General features: G+C 43.5%; 16 protein-coding genes. 9 read left to right on the plus strand and 7 right to left on the minus strand.

Annotated elements, in window-relative coordinates; genetic code table 11:
* Nucleotides 1–86 precede the first annotated feature (86 nt).
* The 6 genes from HCR01_RS01490 to HCR01_RS01515 all read left to right on the plus strand — a co-directional run bounded on the left by HCR01_RS01490 (nucleotide 87) and on the right by HCR01_RS01515 (nucleotide 11,224).
* Nucleotides 87–4,145 carry a DNA-directed RNA polymerase subunit beta'' gene (locus HCR01_RS01490; protein WP_193193828.1) on the plus strand — a complete coding sequence of 1,353 codons (4,059 nt, stop codon included), beginning with the start codon at nucleotides 87–89 and terminating at the stop codon, nucleotides 4,143–4,145.
* A gap of 619 nt (nucleotides 4,146–4,764) precedes the next feature.
* A complete protein-coding gene (locus HCR01_RS01495) occupies nucleotides 4,765–5,088 on the plus strand; it encodes a hypothetical protein (RefSeq protein ID WP_193193830.1) in 324 nt (107 codons plus the stop codon).
* A gap of 77 nt (nucleotides 5,089–5,165) precedes the next feature.
* Nucleotides 5,166–5,711, plus strand: coding sequence for a GIY-YIG nuclease family protein (locus HCR01_RS01500; protein WP_193193832.1), 546 nt, complete (start codon nucleotides 5,166–5,168; stop codon nucleotides 5,709–5,711).
* 177 nt (nucleotides 5,712–5,888) lie between these two features.
* Nucleotides 5,889–7,373 carry a protein kinase domain-containing protein gene (locus tag HCR01_RS01505; RefSeq protein WP_193193834.1) on the plus strand — a complete coding sequence of 495 codons (1,485 nt, stop codon included), beginning with the start codon at nucleotides 5,889–5,891 and terminating at the stop codon, nucleotides 7,371–7,373.
* A 155-nt stretch (nucleotides 7,374–7,528) separates the two neighbouring features.
* The gene (locus tag HCR01_RS01510) at nucleotides 7,529–9,109 is read left to right on the plus strand and encodes a serine/threonine-protein kinase (RefSeq protein WP_193193836.1); all 1,581 of its coding nucleotides are present in this window, start codon (nucleotides 7,529–7,531) and stop codon (nucleotides 9,107–9,109) included.
* A 324-nt stretch (nucleotides 9,110–9,433) separates the two neighbouring features.
* On the plus strand, nucleotides 9,434–11,224 hold the full coding sequence (locus tag HCR01_RS01515; protein WP_193193838.1) for a serine/threonine-protein kinase: 1,791 nt from the start codon (nucleotides 9,434–9,436) through the stop codon (nucleotides 11,222–11,224).
* On the opposite strand, the gene HCR01_RS01520 is transcribed toward HCR01_RS01515, so the two are convergent.
* Complete coding sequence (locus HCR01_RS01520; protein WP_193193840.1) at nucleotides 11,205–11,393, minus strand: hypothetical protein; 189 nt, start codon at nucleotides 11,391–11,393, stop codon at nucleotides 11,205–11,207. The genes HCR01_RS01515 and HCR01_RS01520 overlap by 20 nt on opposite strands.
* A gap of 239 nt (nucleotides 11,394–11,632) precedes the next feature.
* Here HCR01_RS01520 and HCR01_RS01525 point away from each other — a divergent pair, with 239 nt between their 5' ends.
* On the plus strand, nucleotides 11,633–11,851 hold the full coding sequence (locus HCR01_RS01525; protein WP_162395152.1) for a hypothetical protein: 219 nt from the start codon (nucleotides 11,633–11,635) through the stop codon (nucleotides 11,849–11,851).
* Between the two features lie 42 nt (nucleotides 11,852–11,893).
* Here HCR01_RS01525 and ribD read toward each other — a convergent pair whose 3' ends face one another.
* From ribD to HCR01_RS01550, 5 genes are all read right to left on the minus strand, one after another.
* On the minus strand, nucleotides 11,894–13,126 hold the full coding sequence (ribD, locus tag HCR01_RS01530) for a bifunctional diaminohydroxyphosphoribosylaminopyrimidine deaminase/5-amino-6-(5-phosphoribosylamino)uracil reductase RibD (protein ID WP_193193842.1): 1,233 nt from the start codon (nucleotides 13,124–13,126) through the stop codon (nucleotides 11,894–11,896).
* Nucleotides 13,127–13,345: 219 nt separating this feature from the next.
* Nucleotides 13,346–13,891 (minus strand): GNAT family N-acetyltransferase, encoded by a 546-nt coding sequence (locus HCR01_RS01535; RefSeq protein WP_193193844.1) that lies wholly within the window; start codon nucleotides 13,889–13,891, stop codon nucleotides 13,346–13,348.
* Between the two features lie 118 nt (nucleotides 13,892–14,009).
* A complete protein-coding gene (gene mreD, locus HCR01_RS01540; protein ID WP_193193846.1) occupies nucleotides 14,010–14,696 on the minus strand; it encodes a rod shape-determining protein MreD in 687 nt (228 codons plus the stop codon).
* Between the two features lie 23 nt (nucleotides 14,697–14,719).
* On the minus strand, nucleotides 14,720–15,529 hold the full coding sequence (mreC, locus tag HCR01_RS01545; RefSeq protein WP_193193849.1) for a rod shape-determining protein MreC: 810 nt from the start codon (nucleotides 15,527–15,529) through the stop codon (nucleotides 14,720–14,722).
* Between the two features lie 97 nt (nucleotides 15,530–15,626).
* The gene (locus HCR01_RS01550) at nucleotides 15,627–16,634 is read right to left on the minus strand and encodes a rod shape-determining protein (RefSeq protein WP_193193851.1); all 1,008 of its coding nucleotides are present in this window, start codon (nucleotides 16,632–16,634) and stop codon (nucleotides 15,627–15,629) included.
* Nucleotides 16,635–17,007: 373 nt separating this feature from the next.
* Between HCR01_RS01550 and HCR01_RS01555 the strand changes: the two genes are divergently transcribed.
* Nucleotides 17,008–17,370, plus strand: coding sequence for a single-stranded DNA-binding protein (locus tag HCR01_RS01555; RefSeq protein WP_191756998.1), 363 nt, complete (start codon nucleotides 17,008–17,010; stop codon nucleotides 17,368–17,370).
* 69 nt (nucleotides 17,371–17,439) lie between these two features.
* Here HCR01_RS01555 and HCR01_RS01560 read toward each other — a convergent pair whose 3' ends face one another.
* Nucleotides 17,440–18,186: an SIMPL domain-containing protein gene (locus HCR01_RS01560; protein ID WP_193193853.1), complete on the minus strand. Its 747-nt coding sequence runs from the start codon at nucleotides 18,184–18,186 to the stop codon at nucleotides 17,440–17,442.
* Nucleotides 18,187–18,394: 208 nt separating this feature from the next.
* Here HCR01_RS01560 and HCR01_RS01565 point away from each other — a divergent pair, with 208 nt between their 5' ends.
* Complete coding sequence (locus HCR01_RS01565) at nucleotides 18,395–18,808, plus strand: EVE domain-containing protein (protein WP_193193855.1); 414 nt, start codon at nucleotides 18,395–18,397, stop codon at nucleotides 18,806–18,808.
* Nucleotides 18,809–18,890: the final 82 nt, after the last annotated feature.

Raw genomic sequence — 18,890 nt, forward strand, 5'->3', positions numbered from 1 at the left:
AATCTCAGCGAGAAGTCAGATCGGCGGAAGCCGCCGCTTTGAACTTCGGTGACTCAGGACTGTTAATGACTCAGGACTCAGGACGAATGACTAACGAAAAAATGATTTTTCGCAATCGCGTGGTTGACAAAGGTCAGCTGAGAAATTTAATTTCTTGGGCGTTTACGCATTATGGGACGGCGCGAACTGCGGTGATGGCAGACAAATTAAAAGATTTGGGATTTCGCTACGCTACCAAGGCAGGGGTTTCTATCAGTGTAGATGACTTGATGGTGCCACCAAGTAAGCGATCGCTCCTAGAAGCAGCAGAAGAAGAAATTCGCGCCACCGAAACTCGTTACCAACGGGGAGAAATCACCGAAGTTGAACGTTTCCAAAAGGTAATTGATACTTGGAACGGTACTAGTGAAGCCCTTAAAGATGAAGTAGTTATCCACTTCAAAAAGACTAATCCGCTCAACTCCGTGTACATGATGGCATTTTCTGGAGCGCGGGGTAACATTTCCCAAGTCCGCCAATTGGTAGGGATGCGGGGACTGATGGCAGATCCTCAAGGGGAAATTATTGACTTACCCATCAAAACCAACTTTCGCGAAGGACTCACTGTAACGGAATACATTATTTCGTCTTACGGCGCCAGAAAAGGATTGGTGGATACAGCTTTGCGGACGGCTGACTCCGGTTATCTTACCCGCCGTCTAGTTGACGTGTCTCAGGATGTAATTATCCGGGAATTTGACTGCGGCACTACCAGGGGAATTCCGATTCGGCCAATGACAGAAGGGGCCAAAACCTTGATCCCTCTGGCAACACGCTTGATGGGACGGGTAATTGGTGAGGATGTAGTTCATCCAACTACAAAAGAAGTGATTGCACCACGCAATACCCCAGTTTCCGATGACTTAGCAAAGAAAATTGAAAAAGCTGGAGTTGCTGAAGTCTTTTTGCGATCGCCCTTAACTTGTGACGCGGCACGTTCCGTCTGTCAGCACTGTTATGGCTGGAGTTTAGCCCACGCCAAGATGGTAGACTTAGGCGAAGCTGTCGGGATTATTGCTGCTCAAAGTATCGGTGAACCTGGAACCCAGTTGACCATGCGGACATTCCACACAGGTGGTGTGTTTACCGGGGAAGTGGCGCAACAAGTGCGTTCTAAAATTGATGGAACTGTCAAGCTTCCTCGCAAATTAAAGACCAGAGCATATCGTACCCGCCACGGTGAAGATGCCCTGTATGTTGAGGCTAATGGCATCTTGATTTTAGAGCCAAAAAAAGAAGGTTCTGAAACCCCAGCTAACCAAGAGGTTCATCTTACTCAAGGTTCAACACTCTATGTATTTGATGGAAATCAAGTAAAACAAGGTCAGTTATTGGCAGAGGTTGCCCTTGGTGGACGTACGACTCGGACTAATACAGAAAAAGCAGTTAAGGATGTAGCTTCTGACTTAGCAGGGGAAGTGCAATTTGCAGAAGTAGTCCCAGAGCAAAAAACAGACCGTCAGGGCAATACCACAACCACCGCCGCACGGGGTGGTTTGATTTGGATTTTGTCTGGGGAAGTTTATAACTTACCACCAGGTGCAGAATTGGTGGTTAAAAATGGTGATGCGATCGCCTCCAATGGGGTTCTAGCAGAAACCAAGTTAACGACTTTACATGGCGGTGTAGTGCGCTTGCCCGAAGCTACCCCCGGTAAGAGTACTAGGGAAATTGAGATTATCACTGCTTCTGTAGTCTTAGACCAAGCAACGGTGACTGTCCAAAGCTCACAAGGTCGCAATAACTACTTAGTCTCCACTGGCAACAACCAGGTATTTAACCTCAGAGCTACACCAGGCACAAAAGTGCAAAATGGTCAAGTAGTCGCTGAGTTAATTGATGACCGCTATCGTACAACTACTGGTGGATTCCTGAAATTCGCGGGCGTCGAAGTCCAGAAGAAAGGTAAAGCCAAGCTGGGTTATGAAGTGGTAGAAGGCGGTACTCTCCTGTGGATTCCCGAAGAAACCCACGAAGTAAACAAAGATATTTCCTTATTGTTAGTAGAAGATGGTCAGTTTGTCGAAGCTGGCTCTGAAGTAGTCAAGGATATCTTCTGCCAAACCAGTGGTGTGGTAGAAGTGACCCAAAAAAATGACATTCTGCGGGAAGTGGTGATTAAGCCAGGGGAACTGCTAATGGTGGACGATCCAGAAGCAGTGATTGGCCGTGATAACACCTTTGTCCAACCAGGTGAAGAATTCCAAGGAGCAGTAGCTACAGAATTGCGCTACATCCAGTATGTGGAGACACCAGAAGGCCCAGCTCTATTGAGTCGTCCAGTAGTGGAGTTCGCCGTACCGAGTAACCCAGATGTGCCTTCAACTACATCTGTGAGCCAACAAACCGGGCGTTCTATTCAGTTGCGAGCTGTGCAGCGACTTCCTTACAAAGATTCAGAACGCGTCAAATCTGTTGAAGGAGTCGAATTACTGCGAACCCAGCTAGTTTTGGAAATAGACTCCGAAGGTGAAGCAGACCATAATGCTTCTCCCTTAGCAGCAGATATTGAATTAGTACTAGATACTGAAGATCCAGAAGTTCAACGCTTGCAGCTGGTAATTTTGGAGTCCTTGGTAATTCGTCGAGACATTACCGCCGATGCTACTCAAGGCAGTACTCAGACGACACTTGAGGTACAAGATGGGATCACCATTGCCCCCGGCTCTGTGGTGGCACGTACCCAAATCTTGTGTAAAGAAGGGGGTATTGTACGGGGCGTACAAAAAGGGACTGAAAATGTACGTCGCTGCTTAGTCTTACGACGTGACACCGACATGATCACGATGAATACTAGTACTCAGCCCAAGGTTAAGGTGGGTGACTTGCTAGTAGAAGGTACAGAAGTTGCCCCTGGAGTCTTTGCTGTTGAATCTGGGCAAGTAGTAGATGTCAAAAATGCTCCTGCGGCATCTGCTGATGGTGAATCGGCTCTTAGTACTAAAGAATATGCCATCACCATCCGCGTCGGTCGTCCCTACCGAGTCAGTCCTGGTGCTGTGTTGCAAATAGAAGATGGCGATCTGGTACAACGGGGCGATAACTTGGTGTTGTTGGTGTTTGAACGCGCCAAAACCGGAGACATTATTCAAGGTTTGCCCCGGATTGAGGAACTGCTTGAAGCTCGTAAACCTAAAGAAGCGTGTATCCTATGTCGGCGAGCTGGGGAAGTCAAGGTAGTTTATGGTGATGGTGATGAAGCGATCGCTATTAAAGTCGTGGAACAGAATGGTGTAGTCACAGATTATCCTCTGGGCCCAGGACAAAATCTGATTGTGCCAGATGGATCTCATGTGCTAGCGGGACAACCGTTGAGCGATGGCCCATCTAATCCCCACGAAATTTTGGAAATCTTCTTTAGCCTGGGTTCCGAAGATGGAGTCTATGCTTGTGCTAGCCATGCCTTGCAAAAGGTGCAAACATTTTTGGTGAATGAGGTGCAAATGGTGTATCAATCTCAGGGGATTGATATTTCTGATAAGCACATTGAAGTAATTGTTCGCCAAATGACCAATAAAGTACGGATTGATGATGGTGGTGACACCACCATGCTTCCCGGCGAGTTGGTAGAGTTGCGTCAAGTTGAGCAGGTGAACGAAGCTATGGCAATTACTGGCGGTGCGCGGGCACAATATACCCCTGTATTGTTGGGGATTACCAAAGCATCTTTGAACACCGACAGCTTTATTTCTGCCGCATCCTTCCAAGAGACAACACGGGTACTGACCGAAGCAGCCATTGAAGGTAAATCTGACTGGCTGCGTGGGTTAAAAGAAAACGTAATTATCGGACGATTGATCCCGGCTGGTACTGGGTACAATGCTTACGAAGAACCAGGTGCGATCGAGGACTATACTGCACTTGACAGTAGTAGTGTCTTGGATGAAGTCGATGACCCTCTAGACATGGTTCTAGATGACCGCACAGCTCGCACCTATAATTTAGATTCTCCTTCACTCGGTGAATCTGGATTTGGTAGCAGACGTGCAGAAAGGTCAATTCTAGATGACGAGGATGAGTTGATTGCTGATGAAATCACCGACCTTGTAGAAGAAGACGAAGAGGACGATTACGAAGAAGACGAAGAAGATGATTACGACGAATAGAGCCAAAGCCAAAAGGTAAACGCTAAAAAGTAAAAGGCAAAAGAAGATTTTCTTTTGCCTTTTACTTTGATCTTAATAAACCAATACAGACAAATCCTGTTGGTAGAGACGTTGTAATGCAACGTCTCTACGTTGGTTATTCGTCACATTCTTTGTTCAAAAATATCTAAAATATGCTTTCCAGAACGTATGAGTGAATATTTAAGGAGACGTTGACAAGTTAGCAAATGCCACTGACTATCATCATAAGTTTGGCTTCTGCGGTTGTATAAATCTGCTATTTCCTGTTTGTAATTATTTAAGTCAATTTGTTTAGTCATTCAAGTTATAAATTTGATATTTATCTTCCTAAGTGTAATATCTGATGCCGACACAGCAGTGACGATAAATGACCTATCCCAGAAAATCTCTTAAACTTCACGATTCTTAATTATGCCAACTTCTTTTTGTGGCTGACAGAAGTCCCATAATCCAATAGGCTGATCTAAAGTGGTTATTTTTCACAAAGCTTAGCTGCTCAAAAAGTTTGACTATGTTGGCAGCACTTTTTGATAACTATGTACAAAATATTGCCTACTCTCTATCATCACTCAGTTGTTAATAACTACCTGTAAAGAAAATGCCCCTTAAAATCGTCCAGAACTTTGATAGCAGTTTCACGCTCGAAGCACAAGCTAAAGAAAATCTATTCAAATTATTGACCAGTGAAGCTTTTGTAAACCAGATTTGTCAACAGTTGCGGTGTAAAAAAGTTGAATTTACAGAATTACTTTTCCAACCAGTTCCTTACAGCTTAACTACTACTAAAGGAATGCCAGCAGAATTTGAAAGGTATCATGAATCTGACGAATATACCATCATTAACGTACCACCAAATTTCATGTTCAATGCAAAGATTTTTAAACCTAGTCGCCTTTGTGCAATTTACCAAAAAATTGAGTAATGCTTAATTTTGAATATATTTTCTCGAATTAACAATTTTTTGTTACGAAAGCAAATAGCAAGTTTTATATTTGATGTATGACAACTGAAACAAATATTCCCTCTTTAAAAAGCTTGGAATACTTACCCTACATTGACGATCGCGGTCAAATACCTGAGCAATTTCAAGGCAAAATCGGGGTATATGCTATTTTTGACCAAGAAAAAGTGCTGCAATTTATCGGATATTCTCGCGATGTTTATCTTAGCCTCAAGCAGCATTTAGTACGTCAGCCACAACAATGCTTTTGGGTGAAAGCTCAAACCATTGAACGCCCTAGTCGCACAATTTTAGAAAATATTGAGAATGCCTGGATCGCTGAAAACGGGAATGTGCCATTGGGAAATAGTCAGCATAAAGAAAAATGGACTCAACCCATTGATGTCAAAGTAATAATGACACCTGACGAACAAGCAAATTATCAAAGTCCCACTAATGATGAATTGGCACAAATTAAAATTATTAAAAATGTGGCACGTCGAGTAGAAGCAGAAATTCTAACAGAGCTAGAAGCGCGTGGTTTACAATTACAAGTTCGCTTCAATCCCAAGTTAAAAGAAGATGGATTACTTGATTTGAAATGAGAGTATTTCTAAGTAAAAGTGCTTAATTTTTAAAGAAAAAAGTATACTGCTGAAGACTCCCATTGATTTAGTGTGAGTAGTAAAATTTACTTGATAGTAACTGAATATCACTTTGACAAGTTAGTATAAGATATTACTCTGGGTAATATCCAGGCTAACTATTGCTTTTAACTTTCCATGACAATACAGCTGTTGAACGATCGCTATCAAGTTATCCGTACACTCGGTGCAGGTGGGTTTGGTGAAACCTATCTGGCTGAAGATACTTATATGCCTTCAAAACGCCGCTGTGTGGTTAAACAGCTAAGACCGATTCAAAACAATCCCCAAATTTATCAGTTGGTGCAAGAAAGGTTTCAACGGGAAGCAGCAATTTTAGAAGAACTCGGTGGCGCAACTGACCAGATTCCCGTGTTATATGCCTACTTCTCCACAAATGGGCAATTTTACTTAGTTCAAGAGTGGATTGAAGGCGATACCCTAACGGCAAAACTCCAAAAACAGGGGTTATTTAGTGAAAGCACTGTCCAGGAAATCTTGGTAAATTTGTTACCCGTCCTGGATTACGTCCATTCTCGGCAAATTGTTCACCGTGATATCAAGCCAGATAACATCATGGTGCGTCATCGCGATGGTAAAACAGTGCTGATTGATTTTGGTGCTGTACGAGAATCAATGGGAACAGTGGTGAATTCTCAAGGTAATCCTACCAGCTCGATTGTGATTGGTACGCCTGGGTATATGCCGAGTGAGCAAGCAACTGGTAGACCAGTTTATTCTAGTGATTTATACAGTTTAGGAATTACAGCAATTTATTTACTGACTGGTAGACAGCCACAACAATTAGAGATAGATTCTCAGACAGGTGAGATTGTGTGGCGGCAGTATGCGAGTCATATTAACCCAATAATAGCAGGGGTCATCGATAAAGCGATCGCCTATCATCCACGCGATCGTTATCCCACTGCTAGAGCAATGCTGGATGCTTTGCAGAACATAACAAATCCAATACTACCGACACAACAGATTGTTATATCTGCACCACTTCCTCAGACAGTGCATGTCACGCCACAAAGTAATCGACACAATAGTATCCTCATCGGTGGTTTGATTGCAGGTGGGTTAATTGGTGCATCTGTGGTTATGAGTCAGGTTTTAACAAAAACTTCTCAACCTGTAGCAGACAAAACGGTATCACCTTCAGAAACGCCGTCAACTGTGACATCTCAAGTTAGAGAAACTCCAGATGTTACTCAACCGCAAAAAACGCCATCAACTGTTACACCACAAGTTGTAAAAACACTAAATATCCCACCTATTTCTACTCCATCTACACCTTTCTCAACTACATCAATGCCACCATTTATTAATCCAACTGTTAACAATTATTCCTGGCTTTCCCAAAGGCTTGTAACTGATGCAGATTTAGACGGTAAAGATGGTTTTGAACTAGATATTATGCGAAATTCAATTTTTGCAAGTCACGGTCGCCGCTTTGTCACTCCTGGCTTACAAAATTACTTTAATAACCAACCTTGGTATCGTCCGATATATTCACCAAAGCAGTTTCCTTCTAAGTTGCTGTCAAAATTAGAACAAAGAAATGTAGATTACATTGGCAAATATCAAGACCGTTACAACATAAGATATTTTAAGAAATAAACTTTTTTAGAATTAGTTTATAGAGCAGGCATGTTGCTTTTTGCTATTTTTTCATGGCATACCAGACGCGTGTTATACATGAAAAAGCAATATCAATAGGTTGCGATCGCTTCGCTTCCTACACAAAATACCCTTGTTTTTACTGACGCTAAGTTATGCAAACACTGCTAAACAACCGCTATCGAGTTATTCGGACTTTAGGAGGCGGTGGGTTTGGTGAGACTTTCCTAGCGGAAGATACCCAAATGCCTTCCAATCGTTGCTGTGTAGTTAAACAGCTAAGACCGATTCAAAACAACCCTCAGATTTACCAGTTGGTGCAAGAGAGGTTTCAACGGGAAGCAGCAATTTTAGAAGAACTTGGCGGTGCAACTAACCAAATCCCCACTTTGTATGCTTACTTTCAATCAAATGGGCAATTCTACTTAGTTCAGGAGTGGATTGAAGGCGATACACTAACTGTAAAAGCCCACCAGCAAGGGTTATTAAGTGAAAGCACTGTCCGAGAAATATTAGTCAATTTATTACCAGTACTAGAATACGTACATAGTAAACGAATTATCCATCGAGATATCAAGCCAGATAACATCATCTTGCGTCATCGCGATAGTAAACCAGTACTGATTGATTTCGGTGCTGTGCGAGAATCAATGGGAACGGTGGTGAATTCCCAAGGTAATCCTACCAGCTCGATTGTGATTGGTACACCAGGGTTCATGCCAAGTGAACAAGCGGCTGGTAGACCACTTTATTCTAGTGATTTATACAGTTTAGGAATTACAGTAATTTATCTTCTAACAGGGAAACAGCCACAAGAATTAGAAACAGATCCACGTACGGGAGAAATTGTATGGCACAGATACGCCTTAAGTGTTAGCCCCACACTGGCCGGGGTGATAGATCGGGCGATCGCCTACCATCCACGCGATCGCTTCGCCTCTGCTAAAGAAATGCTAGAAGTCTTGCAATCGGGGGCGGGTTCCGCTCCTACAGTGCCTTATCTCCAACCACCAGCAACTACAGTACCTCCCCCAACACTTCAAAAAACAATTTCCGTTAGTCCAGGGTCTTCCACTCAACCTGCCAATCAAGGCAGTGGACAAAAGGGAATCTTTCTCGCCAGTATAATTGCAGGTGGTTTGATTGGTGCTGCTATTATCATTGGTTTTGCTCTCAACAAATCACCTCAACCAGTAGTACAATCAACCACCTTATCTGAATCCTCTACAATCCGCGAGGAACCACAAGATACGCCGCCTGTACAATCGCCAGTTTCCAGCACTCTAGAACCTGCTACAAGTAACGAACCGCAGGATAATGCACCAGTACCATTTCCCAGCAATAGCATTCCTAGCCCCACCCAATCTTCTCAACTTCCTCCCACAACACAGCCACAAGTCGATAGACCATCACCAGAGCAAGCTGTGCAAAACTATTTTGAAACTATTAATAAACGCGAGTTTCAAACTGGATGGAATCAGCTATCTCCTAGCTATCAAAATAATAAACGCCTACACCCAGATGGCTATCTTTCCTACATCGACTGGTGGGGAGGAAAGGTTCAAAGCGTAGATATTGAACAAGTTAATTTGGTACAAGCAAGTGCAGAAACAGCTACAGTAAATACTAAATTAAAATACTTGATGAACACTGGAAAAGTAATTTCTGGTTCTGTACGCTTTTTCCTTTTATGGGATGCCCAAAATAGCAAATGGGTTGTTAGTGATACCAAGTAGCTCCGCCCTGAAATAAAGCTTTGTCATTAGATATCACAGGTTAAGCTCAAATATAGGGGATATATCTGATGTACATTTGGTAAGGGCGATGTCTCCTAACAAAGCTCTTTTTTTGAATATAAATACCCAATCTGTCTCTCGCTTTGTTCCATCTTGAAGGTGCGCCCCGCACATAGACTGCTGACGACAAGCCGCTGCGTGTCTAAGCTCATACAGCATAATTCAGAATTCAGGAGTCAGAATTCAGAAGTAAAACAGGCTTTATGCTTGGTTTTGAGACTGAGGTTGTGTACTTCATCAACTTGAAATCCGCTGTAACCTTTCATGACAACAACGCTGCTAAACAATCGCTATCAAGTTATCCAGGTAATCGGTGCTGGTGGGTTTGGTGAGACCTTACTGGCAGAAGATACCCACATGCCTTCTCGTCGTCGCTGTGTTATCAAGCAACTCAAACCGATAACTAGTAATGACCCGCAAACCTACCAGATAATTCAACAGCGGTTTGAACGGGAAGCAGCAACTTTAGAGTATCTGGGTGAAAGTAGTGACCAAATTCCCAAACTTTACGCCTACTTTTCTGAGAACGGGCAGTTTTACCTTGTCCAGGAATGGATTCACGGTCAAACCCTAAAAAAAATCATTGAAGCCAAAGGATGCGAAAGCGAAACTACTGTCCGGCAAATTCTCTGGAATTTGTTGCCAGTATTGGATTATGTCCACAGTAAAGGAATTATTCATCGAGATATTAAGCCTGATAACATTATTCTCCGTTCTCTTGATAGCAAACCAGTTTTGATTGATTTTGGTGCAGTCAAGGAGACGATACGCTCAGTTGTGAGTTTTCCAGGACACGCTACGCGATCGCTAGTGATTGGGACACCTGGTTATATGCCTAGCGAACAAGCTGTTGGACGCCCAGTTTACGCTACTGACATTTATAGCTTAGGCTTGACGGCAATTTATCTGCTGACTGGCAAACACCCGCAACAAATACTAACTGATCTGCAAACTGGAGAAATACTTTGGCAGCAACACGCCCCTAATGTCTCCCCCCAACTGGTAATGATACTTAATCAGGCTATTAAGCCCCATGCAGGCGATCGCTACAGTACTGCCAATAAAATGCTACATGCTTTGCAGTCTGCTAGTTATATTCCTCCAGAGCCAGCTGCAACTGTGGCATCCACCCGGCAAACCCAGCCATTATCTTTACCTCAACAAAGTACAATTATCAACAGATCTAATACTCCCGGTTGGCAAAAACCTGCTGTGATTATTGGCAGTTTAATGGTGGGTGGTTTGATTAGTGCGATCGCAATTTCTGGTATCACTCGCCAACAACAGCCGGAAGTAAACATTGCCACAAGTCCCATCCCATCACCAGAATCTTCGCTTCCCACCCCTGTATCTACCGATCCGCCTATTTCTTCCCAACCTTCTCTAACCCCAGTTATACCTACCTCACCACCGCAGCAAGTAAATCCTGCACCCTTGTCAACAGCCAATCCGAAAGTAGCTCCCAATTTCCCAGTCGCACCTATACCATCACCAGCAAACGAACCTGTAACTTCAGATACTCCACCACCACAGCCAGAACCAGAGAAACCGACGGTCGCGGTTCCTACACCACAAAACAACCAGCCTGCAAATAAATTAGCTACCACTACCAGCAGGCAAAGCGTTCCAGCATTTCCCACGGGGACACCAAGAAGCACTGTAGAAGCTACCCTTGGTAAGCCAAGTAAAGATTTAAGAGGTGTTTGGCGCAATACTCGCGCTGTTGTTTACAAACTTGTACCAAACCAAATTGACCTTGGCTACTTATTTGATCGTAATTCTAAAGTACTGCGTCAAACCGAGGCAGCTTTTGCCCAATCGGTAGATCTACAGGTAATGCAGGCAACATTAAATGGTATGTTAAATGGACAAGCTACTGAAGAAATTCAGCAAGGACTCCAACAAGTACAACAGCGTCAGTCTGATAATTTTCGTTTTTCAAAGGGTCAAGTGAAGGGTCAGATTATCCGACAGAACTGTGATTTTATTTACATTAGTGTTTGGGATGCAGATTTACATGATTTTGTGAATCCGTCTACTGCCAAGCAGTGTTAAAGTTCTGGTCTGATGCTAAATCTGACGCAGTTTTTCTAGCAAAGCTGGCGATCGCAATTAAAATACCTTCTATCTCCATACCTGCAATATAAACGTCTTCTTCATTAAGTTGTATTTGAATACAATCATAATGTGTACGGCAAATCAAGGATTTTAGTAATTGTAACATTTTTATATACATTCTGTATTACATTTGCCAATATTGTCCGGCACTGGCTCCTCAATGCCCCATGACCCATTTTCAAGCCAGAGTTTTCTATTCTTAATCTTCATAAAGTTATAAAAAGTTATAAGTCTCATCATGAAGCTTTTAATAATACTTGTCTCAGGTTCTACATTCATGTCGTAAGGTGTTGCTGGAATTGTGTAATCTGAAAACAGCTAAGCTAATGATTCAATTGAGGTCTGATGACTCCTACGATAATGCGTCAGCTTTGGTCTGTGGTTGAAACCGCCCAAGCAAAGATCCTCTTACAACTGGACGATGCTAGCTTGGTGCAGTGGTTGGTAAAACAAACCGAAACGCAAGTGTTGTTAGATCCCAACGAAACTGACTTCCTCAGCCACTACATTCAATCCAGGCTAGCCCTCATTCGTGATCTTGCCCATGAACGCCAGTGTTCATGATCATAAAATCACAATGGATTAGTCCAGAGTCAAGACTAATAACTATTGACTTTTTAGAGGTAAATAACCTTCTACTAAGCAGTCTGAACCTACTACGCGCCAACGGACACGTTCTAGGGGTAGAGCCTCAGTCATAGTGGAAAAACCTAAATCGCCCACAGGCGTAGGAGCATTACTACCACCGATGATTTTTGGGGCAATAAATGCCAGAACTTTTTGTACTGCTCCTTGAGCGATCGCACCAGCAGCTAAAGTACCACCACATTCCCACAAGACACTACAAAAACCTCGCTCATATAAGTACGCCATTGCATTATCTGGTGTAAGTGATGTTAATTGCACCACCTCCACACCCTTTTTGAGCAAAAGTTCTTGAAAATCAGGAGAGCTTCCCTGCTCTGTCAGTACTAAAGTAGGAGCCTCCGCAGTTTGCCACAGACGGGCATTTTCCGGTAAGTTGAGATGGCGACTCATCACCACCCGCAGAGGATTATGTGCCCCCGTCTGATGGCTAGTTAAGTAAGGATTATCCTGTCGTACTGTATTACCACCTACAATTACTGCATCACAAGCTGCCCGTAGTTGATGTACTTCACTGCGGGCGTCCTGGCTAGTTACCCAGGCACTATGACCAGAGTTGGTAGCAATTTTACCATCTAAAGTCATGGCATATTTCAAAATCCCCAAAGGTCGTTTGTAGAGAATGCGATGAATAAAAGCTTCATTTAGCTGACGACAGGCTTCTTCTTCCACTCCTACCAACACTTCTATCCCTGCTGCACGTAAACGCGCGATCCCACCTCCTGCTACCAATGGATTGGGGTCAACCATGCCCACTACCACCTTTGCCACCCCAGCCGCTATCAGCCCTTCCGAACAGGGAGGAGTGCGTCCGTAGTGATTGCAAGGTTCGAGACTGACATAGATTGTCGCACCACGAGCACGATTTTCCTGGGGAGAGGCGGCGCCAACGCCTGCTGCTTTTAGAGCAAAAACTTCCGCATGAGGCTCACCTGCACGCGGATGAAACCCTTCCCCCACAATCTCACCATCTTTAACAATCACCGCTCCCACAAGCGGATTTGGCGAAGTGCGTCCTAAAGCGCGGCGAGCAAGTTCCAAACACCGCTGCATCATCCGAGAGTCAAAGTCACTTCCTACCTTTTCTTTGGGTGGAGAATTCGATTCAACTACTGACTCCACTAGAAGTATATTTTCTTGAGTGTAATTGGGTAGAGATGCATTCGCTTGAGCGACCACTGGGGAATTATCCATAATTTTAGGCAATACTGTAAACATTCTGCACGCGATCGCCTAGCCTCTGTACAGCGGAATCGCGTTTTGAACCTGATAACTAAACGGTAATATCCAAGCGCTATTATTGGCTATCTCAGCTTATGCGATATTTCACTCAACTGTAGGGTTGACTATCCTACTTCTAGTCATGAGATATCAACATTCTTGCCTATGCCACTCACTACACGGGCTTGTCTTTTAAACATATGCACCAGTCCAAAGCCCAATCGCTTTCTCTGGTAGTTCCTGCTGATGGATTTCCTGTTTGTAGAGTTGGAAACCTTTTGCTTGGTAATTGGCAAGTGCATGACCACCATCCAAACTGTACGTATGAACCCACACCCGCTTTGCTCCCATCGCCCAAGCTTTTTCTACACCAACACTCAGTAAATGTCCACCAATAGACTGCCCAATAAACTGTCGTAGTAGACCGAAGTAGGCAATCTCCACGTTGTCGCCTGGTTGTGCTTCTAGCTCAATATAGCCTGCGGGTGTTCCTGAAAGATATACTACCCAGGTTTGGAGCTCTGGACGGTTTAGGTATTCTAACCAGCGTTCGTAGCTCCAGTTTAAACGGTTTATCCAATACCAGTTGCTACCTACGCTTTGGTATAAAAAGCGATTTAGCTCAGGGCATGGAATTTCAGCACGGATGACCGTAAGGTTTAGGTTGCTTGAAAAAGCAGGACGAAGCTGACTTGGCTCAAGCATTTCTAAGTATCGAGTGGTAACATAAACTAACATAAGGAATCCGGTTTGATTGCTGAAAAGATTTTAAAATAAAAGTCTAACTGAGTAAGACTCTCACTCTCAGTGCGCCTTCAAAATTACAATCGGATTCCTGTAGATTATTTTGAATGGTTCAAGACTGCTCTAATAATTTCATCCGTTGCCACCAAAGATTTAATGGATAATAAACAACAGGTGCCCACAGACTACTAAGAATAGCAGAGGCAAGAGCGACACGCTGATAATATGTCCAGATATCTGCTACTTTGCGTAGGCTGTGCCCGCCATAGGCATCGCTCATTAAAGTCAATTGCAACCCAAAGATAGTTTCTGCCAAAAAAGCCATACCAAAAGCAATTAAAGCAATAGAGATAAAATCTTCTTCCATAAAACGCTGTTTCTGGAGCAGACTAGTCAAAATTCCCACTATCGCCAGACTCACAGCATGAGTAGGGTTGGGTGATGTCATTGAATCTTGAAGCAACCCCAGGACTATACCTGCTAATGCTCCTACAAAAACTGTCCGCTTTACACTCCAAGTTACTACCCAAATTAACAGCCAGTTAGGCCCAATTTCCAATAATTCCATACCTGGTAAGCGAGTAGGCAGTAACATTAAACATAACAGTACAGACCCAACCGTCACTGTCCAATTTACTAGTTGACGTAGCCCAGGATGCCAATGAGAAAAAGGCTTGTTTGGAATTTTGGATTTTGCGGAAAATCTAAGCGCCGACTTCTGACCCTCAGAACTTTTTAAGACGGACTCTGACGATTTCGGCTGTTTTTGCTTGCTGCCACCAAATGAAGGTATCTTCATTGTTTTGAGAGATTTTCGAGAATCTAATTAGACTTTTGTAGTTCTTGGTTTGCTGACGTTTGGTTTTCCAACTCTTGGTTTGTTGGCTTCTGGTATACACCTACCCAATCTAGCGATCGTATTGGTGGGAAAAGCTCAACTCTCGCAACTGATGCTGGGAGTTTTTTCAAATCTAAAGACTTTACACGTCCTACCGCCAAGCCCGCAGGGAACTTTTGGCTATAAGTAGATGTGGAAATTAAATCTCCCACCTTGACATTTGGGACTTTTTCATAAAACTCCAGCACAGCTTCCGCAGAAGCATCCCCCCGTAAAACGCCCTTAGCTGCGGTGCGGCTAATCGTGACACCCACTTGACTCTTGAGGTCACTGATTAACAACACCCGACTAGTATTGGGAGTTACACTCTCTACCAAACCTACCAATCCGCCGTCAGCCTTAACGATAAAGCCTTCTTGAATTCCGACATTCGAGCCACGATTCAACGTAACTTGTTGCCACCAGTTGTCAGCACTGCGTCCCACTACCCGCGCTGGAATTGGGCGCGATGCAAGTGGCTCTTTCTCGACGTAGCCTAATAAATCTTGTAACTTTTTATTTTGACTTTCCAGATCTACTATGCGGGTTTGCAACTCCAATAACCGGACATCCCTGAGACGTTCCTCTGAACTTGGCCCTGGCTGTAACATCTGCAAAGGACGGGTAATTACTTGGTATATTTCAAGCAGCAATGCACCTTGAGTCTGTCGCAGCATCCAGGCACTACCAACTAGTAGAGATAACAGACCGATTTGTAACCCTTTATGACCCCACCATCTACGTACAGTAACCATCTATACCTATTATTTTTATAATCTAAGGAGATATTGGATTCTATTTATATAAAACCCAAATAGAACCCAAATATCACCCAATATCTAATATTTTTTGCTACATGTTGCGAGAACGCCCGCTGAAGACTCGTTCCAACTGTTTAAAGTTTTCTAACACACGACCCGTTCCCAGCACAACGCAGCTCAAAGGATCAGCGGCAATGTGTGTTACGATTCCTGTCTCATGGCTAATCAGGGTATCTATGCCTTTGAGCAAAGCACCACCACCAGCTAGCATAATACCCCTATCAATAATGTCTGCTGCCAGTTCTGGAGGTGTACGTTCCAGTGTCCGCTTTACAGCTTCTATAATTACTGATAAAGGTTCCAACATGCTTTCACGGATTTCTGGGCCCTTAATTGTTACAGTTCGCGGTAGACCAGAAAGCAAGTGTAAGCCTCGGACTTCCATAATTGCATCACTATCATCATTAGTCGGATAGGCAGAGCCAATCCGAATCTTGATGTCCTCAGCAGTACGTTCTCCAATCACTAAGTTATGAACTTTCTTCAAGTACTGGATGATTGCCTCAGTCAATTCATCCCCGGCAATGCGTACTGACTCACTGATCACCGTACCTTGGAGACTCAGCACCGCAACTTCTGTTGTGCCGCCACCAATATCGATAATCATGTTGCCAGTCGGTTCGGCAACAGGTAGTCCTGCACCAATTGCCGCAGCTACCGGTTCATCAATTAAGTAAACTTCTCTAGCCCCAGCTTGAGCTGCTGCATCCATTACAGCTCGCCTTTCTACACCTGTAACGCCGCTGGGAATACCAATGACAATCCGAGGTAAAATTAAAGACCTACCCTCATTGACGCGCTGGATAAAGCTTTTCAGCATTAACTCCGCTGTATCGAAGTCAGCGATTACGCCGTCGCGCAAAGGACGGAGAGCAATCACATTTCCAGGTGTCCGACCAAGCATTTTTTTTGCTTCTTCTCCTACTGCCAGTGCTACCTTTTCATTTTGATCAATGGCAACCACCGATGGCTCTTGGAGTACGATGCCTTTACCAGATACGTAAACGAGGGTGTTGGCGGTACCGAGGTCGATACCCATATCCCATGATGTGCGAAAGTTCCTGAAAAGACCCACGCGTCTGTACGCCCCCTATTTGCGATACTTTTTACTACAACGGTTAAGAGTGAATCGTGCTGGATTCTATTACCTTTTTTATCCTGAGTCCAGTAAACCAGACTATATTTTTATATAATTCCCGGCAATATTTACTATGTCTCAGGCCTCTATTTTTTGATATTCTCAGGTTAAGCCAGTATATCCGTATACTTTTCGAGTTTTCCCTTAGTAGTTTGTATCATTTTTCATCTCCTTCATATTGTTAACTGTTTAACACATTATTTTCAATAGTTTCACAATTCGCTATGATGGGAGTCTGAATTAATGAGTACGCCTGTACTGAAAGGTAACACCCATGAGCATCAATGTTGTCACCCTCATCGGTCGTGTAGGCAACGACCCAGATATAAAATATTTCGAGTCTGGTAGTGTTAAGTGTAAATTGACACTAGCAGTTAATCGGCGCACTAAGGAAGGGGAACATACTGACTGGTTTAATTTGGAACTATGGGGAAAAACGGCAGAAGTGGCAGGTAATTATGTACGTAAAGGCAGGCAAATTGCCGTCAAGGGTTCTTTGAAGTTTGACACATGGAGCGATCGCCAAACAGGAGCCAGCCGTTCCACACCAGTTATCCAAGTAGACCAACTCGATTTATTAGGTTCTAAGCGGGATGGTGAAGGCGGTACGGCAGATATGTCTTCAGAACATTTTTAAATAGTCATTTGTCAACTGTCATTCGTCCTTTGTTCTGACAAATGACAAAAGACGAATGACAAAACACGACTAATAACTAATTTGCAGCGTCACCGATGCTTCTACTTGCTGTTCACCACCAATGACAGGGGTGGAAGCATCAGCATTAGATACCTTAGCAGCCTCAGCACGGTACAAAATAGGTGGTGGAGGCGCACTAGCATTATTAACTTGAATGTTGACTACTTCTTTAGGCTTAAGACCTAGGGCACTAAATACAGCATCAGCTTGCTGTTGAGCGTCTTGGGTAGCCTCTTTGAGTGCTTGTTTTTGGGCGCTAGCGATCGCCTCTTCGTTAGCGACAAAACTGATGCTGTTAATTTGTGTCGCACCTGCTTTGACTGCATCATCCAACAACGTACCAGCTTTATCAGTAGCAATCCTAAAACTCACTGTATTATTGGCTGCATAGCCTGTAATCCGTTGTACATTATTATTGTAGCTATAAACTGGATTGAGACGGATACCAGTAGTTTCCAATTTTTCCACATTTTGGCGCTTCAGTAATGCTACTACAGATGATGACCTACGAGCTGCCTCTTGCTGTACCTCTTGTGCTGTTTTACCCTGAATCTCTACTCCTAAACTTATTTGTGACAGGGTTGTAGGAATCATTTCCACTCCACGGCCACTAACAGTAAGAGTTCGCCACAATTTTTCTTTTTCTTGTGCCAAAGCAGGCAATGTAAAAGTTATACACATTAGCAAAGCTAAAGGCAGTGTTTTCCACAAGTTCCCAGCTTGAAACTGAGAACCAGATAAAGCGGCTCTATGCATCAGATTTGCACTCCTCTGAAAAATATCTACAGATGCTTCAGTATTACTGAGTAAAACTAAGCCTATGATTACTCATAGTCTCTTTACTTTCACTTATAACTCAGCACTTTTTGTATGTTCCTACTTTGACACTGCCATAGTCAAAAGCTGAAATGGTTACATTTTTGGAAACTGAAAAAATTACACCAACCCATTTGGAGATTTTGTGATGGCGTATTGGCTGCTGAAAACTGAACCGGAAAATTATTCCTACTTCGATTTAGAACGGGACGGCAGTATAGTTTGGGATGGAGTCAACAATGTCTTGGCGCTAAAACATCTACGTATGATGCTCCTTAACGATTTGGCGTTAATTTACCACACAGGCAAAGAACGTCAAGTCATGGGTGTAGCAGAGATAGTTAGTCAACCTTATGCTGATCCAGCACTCAATGATCACAAGAGGGTAGTTGTGGATGTGCGGGCAGTGGGAAGAGTCAATCAGCCGATCACCTTAACCCAAATTAAGCAGGACAGCAAATTCACAGATTTTGACTTGCTGCGACTTCCTAGACTATCTGTAGTCCCGATATCTGAACTTTATTGGCAGTATTTAATTGAGTTGACAGGTGGCACAAAATAATTAATGTAAGCTGTCGCGCATCTATGAAAAATAGCTAAATTCCATAAACGCGTAAAAATAAGGAGAAGGATTTTCGCAGAAC

The sequence above is a fragment of the Nostoc sp. MG11 genome (assembly GCF_014904695.1).
In the GTDB taxonomy this organism is placed as follows: Bacteria; Cyanobacteriota; Cyanobacteriia; order Cyanobacteriales; family Nostocaceae; genus Komarekiella.

What these genes read in the sequence shown, in the direction of transcription:
- HCR01_RS01500 (WP_193193832.1), top strand. Translation starts at nt 5,166, where the DNA reads ATGACAACTGAAACAAATATTCCCTCTTTAAAAAGCTTGGAATACTTA.
- HCR01_RS01535 (WP_193193844.1), bottom strand. Translation starts at nt 13,891, where the DNA reads ATGTTAGTTTATGTTACCACTCGATACTTAGAAATGCTTGAGCCAAGT.
- HCR01_RS01520 (WP_193193840.1), bottom strand. Translation starts at nt 11,393, where the DNA reads ATGTTACAATTACTAAAATCCTTGATTTGCCGTACACATTATGATTGT.
- mreC (WP_193193849.1), bottom strand. Translation starts at nt 15,529, where the DNA reads ATGGTTACTGTACGTAGATGGTGGGGTCATAAAGGGTTACAAATCGGT.
- mreD (WP_193193846.1), bottom strand. Translation starts at nt 14,696, where the DNA reads ATGAAGATACCTTCATTTGGTGGCAGCAAGCAAAAACAGCCGAAATCG.
- HCR01_RS01550 (WP_193193851.1), bottom strand. Translation starts at nt 16,634, where the DNA reads ATGGGTATCGACCTCGGTACCGCCAACACCCTCGTTTACGTATCTGGT.
- HCR01_RS01525 (WP_162395152.1), top strand. Translation starts at nt 11,633, where the DNA reads ATGACTCCTACGATAATGCGTCAGCTTTGGTCTGTGGTTGAAACCGCC.
- HCR01_RS01505 (WP_193193834.1), top strand. Translation starts at nt 5,889, where the DNA reads ATGACAATACAGCTGTTGAACGATCGCTATCAAGTTATCCGTACACTC.
- HCR01_RS01560 (WP_193193853.1), bottom strand. Translation starts at nt 18,186, where the DNA reads ATGCATAGAGCCGCTTTATCTGGTTCTCAGTTTCAAGCTGGGAACTTG.
- HCR01_RS01490 (WP_193193828.1), top strand. Translation starts at nt 87, where the DNA reads ATGACTAACGAAAAAATGATTTTTCGCAATCGCGTGGTTGACAAAGGT.
- HCR01_RS01565 (WP_193193855.1), top strand. Translation starts at nt 18,395, where the DNA reads ATGGCGTATTGGCTGCTGAAAACTGAACCGGAAAATTATTCCTACTTC.
- HCR01_RS01495 (WP_193193830.1), top strand. Translation starts at nt 4,765, where the DNA reads ATGCCCCTTAAAATCGTCCAGAACTTTGATAGCAGTTTCACGCTCGAA.
- HCR01_RS01515 (WP_193193838.1), top strand. Translation starts at nt 9,434, where the DNA reads ATGACAACAACGCTGCTAAACAATCGCTATCAAGTTATCCAGGTAATC.
- ribD (WP_193193842.1), bottom strand. Translation starts at nt 13,126, where the DNA reads ATGGATAATTCCCCAGTGGTCGCTCAAGCGAATGCATCTCTACCCAAT.
- HCR01_RS01555 (WP_191756998.1), top strand. Translation starts at nt 17,008, where the DNA reads ATGAGCATCAATGTTGTCACCCTCATCGGTCGTGTAGGCAACGACCCA.
- HCR01_RS01510 (WP_193193836.1), top strand. Translation starts at nt 7,529, where the DNA reads ATGCAAACACTGCTAAACAACCGCTATCGAGTTATTCGGACTTTAGGA.